Annotated in this window: 5 protein-coding genes; 1 reads left to right on the top strand and 4 read right to left on the bottom strand. The window is 70.3% G+C overall.

All coding sequences use genetic code 11. The annotated features are described in order from the left end of the window. Positions 1-196 precede the first annotated feature (196 nt). The 4 genes from ACZ4A5_RS14230 to ACZ4A5_RS14215 form a co-directional block, all read right to left on the bottom strand. Positions 197-1,045 (bottom strand): S-methyl-5'-thioadenosine phosphorylase, encoded by an 849-nt coding sequence (locus ACZ4A5_RS14230; RefSeq protein WP_467582442.1) that lies wholly within the window; start codon positions 1,043-1,045, stop codon positions 197-199. Positions 1,046-1,134: 89 nt separating this feature from the next. Next, the gene (locus tag ACZ4A5_RS14225; RefSeq protein WP_467582440.1) at positions 1,135-1,470 is read right to left on the bottom strand and encodes an FmdB family zinc ribbon protein; all 336 of its coding nucleotides are present in this window, start codon (positions 1,468-1,470) and stop codon (positions 1,135-1,137) included. A gap of 66 nt (positions 1,471-1,536) precedes the next feature. Continuing rightward, positions 1,537-2,814, bottom strand: a complete 1,278-nt coding sequence (locus ACZ4A5_RS14220; protein WP_467582438.1) for an MFS transporter — start codon at positions 2,812-2,814, stop codon at positions 1,537-1,539. A gap of 204 nt (positions 2,815-3,018) precedes the next feature. Next, positions 3,019-4,518, bottom strand: coding sequence for a potassium/proton antiporter (locus ACZ4A5_RS14215; protein WP_467582455.1), 1,500 nt, complete (start codon positions 4,516-4,518; stop codon positions 3,019-3,021). A 224-nt stretch (positions 4,519-4,742) separates the two neighbouring features. Between ACZ4A5_RS14215 and ACZ4A5_RS14210 the strand changes: the two genes are divergently transcribed. Continuing rightward, on the top strand, positions 4,743-7,655 hold the full coding sequence (locus tag ACZ4A5_RS14210; protein ID WP_467582436.1) for a penicillin acylase family protein: 2,913 nt from the start codon (positions 4,743-4,745) through the stop codon (positions 7,653-7,655). Positions 7,656-7,775 lie beyond the last annotated feature (120 nt).

Raw genomic sequence — 7,775 nt, 5'->3', positions numbered from 1 at the left:
CCCGCCGCAGGCGGCAACGAACCCCGCACAAGGCAACGGCGCTCCCGCCGCAGGCGGCAACGAACCCCGCACAAGGCAACGGCGCTCCCGCCGCAGGCGGCAACGAACCCCGCACAAGGCAACGGCGCTCCCGCCGCAAGCGGCAACGAAACCCGCACCCGGCAACGGCGAACCCCACAAACACCCCGCCCCAGACCTACGGCAGCGAAATCCCCAATTCCCACCCCTCATGAACCCCCGTACACAAACAAGCCCGATCCCCCGTCTCCGGCAACGCGCAAACCGCCGCGAACAAGACCTCCCGCAAACGCCCCACGTTCTCCCCGAAGACCCGCATCACCTCGTCATGCGAGACCCCGTCACCGGTTTCCGCCCCCGCGTCGAGGTCGGTGACCAGCGACATGGACGTGTAGCAGAGGCCCAGCTCGCGGGCGAGCACCGCTTCCGGGTGGCCGGTCATGCCGACGACCGACCAGCCTTGCGCGGCGTGCCAGCGGGATTCGGCGCGGGTGGAGAAGCGGGGGCCCTCGATGACGACCATGGTGCCGCCGTCGACGGGGTTCCAGCCGTGGCCGCGGGCGACGGCCACGGCGACGGCGCGGCCGGCGGGGCAGTAGGGGTCGGCGAAGGTGGTGTGGACGACGTTGGGCACCGAGCCGTCGGGCAGGGGCTCGCCGTCGAAGAAGGTCTGGACGCGGTTCTTGGTGCGGTCCACGAGCTGGTCGGGCACGAGCAGGGTGCCCGGCCCGTACTCCGGCCGCAGCCCGCCGACCGCGCAGGGGCCGAGCACCTGGCGCACGCCGACGGAGCGCAGGGCCCACAGGTTGGCCCGGTAGTTGATGCGGTGCGGAGGCAGATGGTGGCCGCGTCCGTGGCGGGGCAGGAAGGCGACCTTGCGCCCGGCCAGCTCACCGATGAAGAGCGAGTCGCTGGGCGACCCGTAGGGCGTCTCGACCGTGACCTCGGTCACTTCCTCCAGGAAGGAGTAGAACCCCGACCCGCCGATCACGCCTATGTCCGCCTGTGCGGTACCGATCTCGACCATGCGGCCACCCTAACGGCGCACCCCGGAACGGCAGGAGCCCGCGAGCCCTCGGGGAGGGGTCGCGGGCTCCGGTGCGCTGTGGTGGTGCCTCAGGCGGCGGACGTGCTGCTCGACGCGGCGGCGCTCGACGACGAGGTCGAGGACGCCGAGGAGGAGGACGTCGAGGAAGAGGCCGACGAGGAGTCCGAGCCGCTCTTCGAGGCGGACGAGGACGTGGACGTCTTCGCCGGGCTGCTGCTGGACGACGAGCCGCGGCTGTCGTTCCGGTAGAAGCCGGAGCCCTTGAAGACGATGCCGACCGCGGAGAACACCTTCTTCAGGCGTCCGTCACAGCTCGGGCAGACGGTCAGGGCGTCATCGGTGAACTTCTGCACCGCCTCGAGGCCCTCGCCGCACTCGGTGCACTGGTACTGGTAAGTCGGCACTTGATCCTCCTGGCACTCTCACTCAATGAGTGCTAACGACGCTCCATAGTGCAGTATTCCGGCGCGTCAGTCCACCGATACGGCCTCGCGGTGACCCACCCCACGTGCGGCGATGAGCGATTCGCTCTTCGGGGTGAGCGCCTTGCGCAGCGTGAGCAGGACCGCCAGGGCCAGGAAGGTGCCGACCAGCGGGATCAGGAAGCCCGAGCTTGCGGTGTGCGAGTCGATGACCCGGCCGCCGACGCTGGCACCGGCCGCCTGGCCGAGACCGACGGCGCCGGTGAGCCAGGTGAAGGCTTCCGTACGGGCCGTCGGCGGGACCAGCGACTCCACCAGCGTGTAGCCGGTGATGAGCGCCGGGGCGATGCACAGGCCGACGAGCAGGCCGAGCCCGCCCAGCAGCGGCAGCGCGTGCGCGGCCCACAGCGGGGTGGTGGCCAGTGCCAGCAGCGGGTAGGCGAGCAGCAGGCGGCGCTGCGGGCTGACCTTCCAGGCGATGGCGCCGCAGACGATGCCCGCGATCATGTTTCCGGCCGCGAACGTGCCGTACATCAGGCCGTTGAGCCCCGGCTCGCCGAGCTCCTTGGTGAAGGCCGTCATCGACACCTGCATGCCGCCGAAGACGGAACCGATGCCCAGGAAGGCGATCGCGAGAACGCGGACGCCGGGCACGGAGAGCGCCGAGGCGGCCTTCTGGCGGCTCCCGGAGCCCGCGCGGCTCGGCTGGGGCTCGGTGCGCCGCTGGGAGGCGAAGAGAAGGCCGCCGACGAGCGTCAGGACCGCCTCGGTGATCAGACCCGCGGCCGGGTGCACGCCGGTGCACAGCGCGGTGGCCAGCACCGGGCCGATCACGAAGGTGAACTCGTCGGTGACCGACTCGAAGGCCGCCGCCGTGGACATCAGCGGCGAGCCGTCCAGCTTGGCCGCCCAGCGGGCCCGGACCATCGGGCCGATCTGCGGGGTGGACGCGCCGGCGGGCACCGCCGCGGCGAACAGCGCCCACAGCGGTGCGTCCGCCAGCGCCAGGGTGATCAGCAGGGAGATCGCCGCGGCGTGCACGACCACGCCGGGCAGCAGCACCCTGCCCTGTCCGAAGCGGTCCGCGAGCTTGCCGCTCTGCGGGGCGAACAGTGCCATCGCGACACCGGCGGTCGCCGAGACGGCGCCCGCCGTGCCGTACGAGCCGGTGGTGTGCTCGACCAGCAGCAGGATGCCGATGGTCAGCATCGCGAAGGGCTGCCGGGCCAGAAAGCCGGGAAGCAGGAACGTCCAGGCGCCGCGCGTGCGCAGCAGCTGGCCGTATCCGGGTCGCGCCTCGGCGTGGTCGTTGACCGTGGATGCCACGGCCGGGCCTTTCCGCCGCCTGGTAGCGCCCACCGCACGGGATGCCGCACGGAGCGCGCCGAGAGCTGTCCTCTCGCGCAGGACCGTGGTAGATGCCGTGCCGGCCGCCTTGTGTCGCGCGACCGCGGCCGCCGTGCGGTCGCGCCAGCCCTGCATCAGGCAGAGTTGGTTCGAAAATGGGGAAATAACGTGGAAATAACGAGGTTACTTCCCCTTCAGCGTACCGGGTGTCCCCAGCCAGCCCGCAAGCTTGCCTCCCTCACTCACGGCCCGCAGCCGTTTCTCCGCCGCGTCGCGCACCGGGTCGGTGGCCACCACCAGCAGCTCGTCGCCCAGGCGCAGCACGGTCGTGGGCCCCGGTACGGAGCTCTTGCCGTCGCGTACGACGAGGGTGACCGCGGCCCCGGCGGGCAGCCGCAGCTCCCCGACCTCCACGCCGTGCATCTTCGACCCCTCGGGGACGGAGACGGACAGCAGGTGGCCGCGCAGCCGCTCCAGGGGCGCCGATTCGATGCCCAGGTCCTCCGGCTCCGTCTCGCCCAGCCGCAGCCGCCTGGCGAGCCAGGGCAGTGTCGGGCCCTGCACCAGGGTGTAGACGATCACGAGCACGAAGACGATGTTGAAGATCGTCCGGGAGTCGTTCACCCCGGCCACCATGGGGATGGTGGCCAGGACGATCGGCACCGCGCCGCGCAGCCCCGCCCAGGACAGCAGGGCCTTCTCCTGCCAGGGCGTGCGGAAGGGCGCGGTGCTCAGGAACACCGACACCGGCCGGGCGACCACGGTCAGCACCAGGCCGACGATGAGCGCGGGCAGGATGTCGTCACCCAGTTCGTGCGGGGTGACGAGCAGGCCGAGCAGGACGAACATGCCGATCTGGGCGATCCAGCCGAGCCCCTCGGCGAAGCCGCGGGTGGCCGGCCAGTGCGGGAGTTTGGCGTTGCCCAGTATCAGCGCGGCCAGATAGACGGCCAGGAAGCCGGAGCCGTGGGCGAGCGCGCCGCCCGCGTAGGCCGCGGTCGCGATGGCCATCACCGCGATCGGGTAGAGGCCGGAGGCGGGCAGGGCCACGTGCCGCAGGCCGTACGCGCCGAGGAAGCCGATCGCGAGGCCGATGGCCGCGCCGATGGCCAGCTCCAGCGCGATCTTGCCGACCAGGACGTACCAGTGGTCGACCGGTCCGGCCGCCGAGAAGGCGACGACCAGGATGACGACGGGGGCGTCGTTGAAGCCCGATTCGGCCTCCAGGACACCCGTCAGCCGGGCGGGCAGCGGGACGTTGCGCAGCACGGAGAAAACGGCCGCCGCGTCCGTCGAGGACACCACGGCGCCGATGATCAGGGCCTGCCGCCAGTCCATGCCGGCCAGATAGTGCGCGGCCGAGGCGGTGATGCCCACGCTGAGGGCGACGCCGAGGGTGGAGAGCACGGCGGCCGACGGCAGCGCCGGTCTGACCTCGTGCCACTTCGTGCCGAGGCCGCCCTCGGCGAGGATCACGACCAGTGCCGCATAGCCGATCACCTGGGTCAGGCCGACGTCGTTGAAGTGGACGCCGATGCCGTCCTGGCCGATGGCGACGCCTATGCCCAGATAGATGAGCAGGCTGGGGAGCCCGCTGCGCGAAGAGATCCGTACCGCCGCCACTGCGACGAGCAGCACCAGAGAGCAGATCAGCAGGAGTTCGTTGAGGTGGTGGACAGTCAGGGGCCGGTCCCTTCACGAGTCTTTCCACGGATATCGGCCGAAACGTTCCTCCGGCCGACCGGAACTTCATTTCCTAACCTAATATTTTACGGGTTCTTGACGCGTGATAGCGGCCACAGCGACGCATGTCACTGTCCCGCCGGACTCCGCGTCCGGCTGTCCGGAGCGCTGCGCCTATGGTTGCTTCAGCACTCCAGGACCACCCTGCCCCTCTAAGGACAGCGATGCCCGCCAACAAGACCGGCCCTTCCGGCAAGAAGAAGTCCGGTAAGAAGAAAGGCCGCCGCGCCCGCCTGCTCGTGATCACCCTTGTGCTGCTGCTCGTGGCGGGCGTCGGCTTCGGCGCGTACTGGAGCGTCAGTACGGTCCGCGCCTCCTTCCCGGAGACCAGCGGCACGCTCCAGCTCAAGGGGCTTTCCGGACAGGTGAGGGTCGCGCGCGACGGGAACGGCATCCCGCAGATCTACGCGGACTCCGCCGAGGACCTCTTCCGCGCCCAGGGCTTCGTCCAGGCGCAGGACCGGTTCTGGGAGATGGACGTCCGCAGGCATCTGACGGCGGGCCGCCTGTCCGAGATGTTCGGCGAGGGCCAGGTGGAGACCGACGCCTTCGTCCGCACCATGGGCTGGCGGAAGGTCGCGCAGGAGGAGTACGACACCAAGCTGTCGGCGGGCACGAAGAAGGCCCTCCAGGCGTACTCCGACGGAGTCAACGCCTACCTCAAGGACCACCAGGGCAAGTCGCTGTCCGTCGAGTACGCGGCCCTGTCGTTCAAGAACGACTACAAGCCCGAGGCGTGGACGCCGGTCGACTCCGTCGCCTGGCTGAAGGCCATGGCCTGGGACCTGCGCGGCAACATGCAGGACGAGATCGACCGCTCGCTCGCCGCGACCCGGCTGAGCCCCAAGCAGATCGACCAGCTCTACCCCGCCTACCCGTACGACCGGAACAAGCCGATCGTCGACGGCGGCGGGGTCGACCCGCTCACCAAGGCGTTCGACCCCAAGGCCACCCCCTCCGAGAGCACGCAGGCCGGCGGCACGGCCGGTGCGAACGGCACGGCGGGCACCAACGGCAAGCCGGGCGGCACGGCCGCGGGCGGCGCGAGCGGTGCCACCGGAGGCACGGCCGGCGGGGCGAACGGCGCCACCGGCGGGACCACCGGGGGCACGGGCTCGGCCAACCCCACCACCGGCGGCAGCGCCGGCGGCGGGCTGCGCAGCGGCCTGTCCTCGCTCTCCAACACCCTCGACAAGATCCCGGCGCTGCTCGGCCCCTCCGGCAACGGCATCGGGTCCAACTCCTGGGTCGTCTCCGGGAAGTACACGACCACCGGCAAGCCGCTGCTGGCCAACGACCCGCACCTGGCGCCCCAGATGCCCTCGCTCTGGTACCAGATGGGCCTGCACTGCACGAAGGCCAGCGCCGCCTGCCCGTACGACGTGGCCGGCTACACCTTCGCCGGCATGCCGGGCGTGGTCATCGGCCACAACCAGAACATCGCCTGGGGCATGACCAACCTCGGCGCCGACGTCTCCGATCTCTATCTGGAGAAGGTCACCGCCGGCACCTACCTCTACGACGGCAAGCAGGTCCCCTTCGCCACCCGCAAGGAGACCATCAAGGTCGCGGGCGGCAAGAGCCGTGAGTTCACCGTCCGCTCCACCAACAGCGGACCGGTGGTCTCCGACCGCAACGACGAGCTGGGCAAGGTCGGCCAGGACGCGCCCGTGCAGGACCCCGCGCCCGACCGCGCCGAGGGCTACGCCGTGTCGCTGCGCTGGACGGCGCTCGACGCCGGCAAGAGCATGGACGCCCTGCTGGATTTGAACCGCGCCAAGGACTTCAAGGAGTTCCGCGCGGCCGCCGCCGAGTTCGAGGTGCCCTCGCAGAACCTCATCTACGCCGACACCGAGGGCAACATCGGCTACCAGGCGCCCGGCCGCATCCCCGTCCGCAAGGGCGACGGCCGCTACCCCGCGCCCGGCTGGGACCCGGCCTACAAGTGGACCGGCACCATTCCGCAGGCCGAGCTGCCCTGGGACTACAACCCCAAGAGCGGCTACATCGTCACCGCCAACCAGGCCGTCGCCGACAAGAAGTACCCCTACCAGCTGACCTCGGACTGGGGCTACGGCGCCCGCAGCCAGCGGATAAACGAGCTCATCCAGTCGAAGATCAAGGACGGGGGGAAGATCTCGACGGACGACATGCAGAAGATGCAGATGGACAACACCAGCGAGATCGCCAAGCTGCTGACCCCCTACCTGCTGAAGATCGACCTCAAGGGCGACAACGAGCGCGAGACGAGTTACGTCCGCGAGGCGCAGAAGCTCCTGGAGGGCTGGGACTACACCCAGGAGGCCGACTCCGCGGCCGCCGCGTACTTCAACGCCGTGTGGCGCAACACCCTCAAGCTCGCCTTCGGCAACAAGCTGCCCAAGGAGCTGCGGGTCAAGGGCCAGTGCCTGCGGGTCCGCCCGGCCAACGACTCCGGGCCGCAGGAGGACCTCGACGGCAACACCCGGCTCGTCACCGAGTGCGGCGAGCGCGACCCCGACTCCGCGCAGCCGGACGGCGGCGACCGCTGGTTCGAGGTCGTCCGCAACATCCTCGACAAGCCGGACGACGCGTGGTGGAAGACCAACGGCACCCGTGCCAACCCCGACGCCGGCGCGCACAACCGTGACGAGCTGCTGGCCCAGGCGATGAAGGACGCCCGCATGGAGCTCACCTCCAAGCTGGGCAAGGACGTCAACTCCTGGAGCTGGGGCCGCCTCCACCAGCTGAACCTCAAGAACCAGACGCTCGGCAAGGACGGCCCCGCCATCGTGCGCTGGCTGCTCAACCGCGGCCCCTGGAACCTCGCCGGCGGCGAGGCCGCGGTCAACGCGGCCGGCTGGAACGCGGCGGGCGGCTACGACGTCATCTGGGTGCCGTCGATGCGCATGGTGGTCAATCTCGGCGATCTCGACAAGTCGCGGTGGATCAACCTCACGGGGGCGTCCGGGCACGCGTACAACGCGCACTACTACGACCAGACGGACAAGTGGGCGAAGGGTGAGCTTCTTCCTTGGGCGTTCAGCGCGGACGCGGTGAAGAAGGGGACTGACGCGGAGCTTGTTCTGAAGCCGTAGCGCTGGGCGCTGAGCCTTTGGGGTGCCCACTGCGGGCCGGTTCGCCGCCTGCGGCGGGAGCGCCCTTGGGGGTCCCCCCGGACGAAGTCTGGGGGAGCGTCCTCAATCTCCCCCAGCTAC

This window comes from Streptomyces sp. NPDC025618 (assembly GCF_055558795.1).
This window is presented reverse-complemented; position numbering and strand designations above follow the sequence as displayed.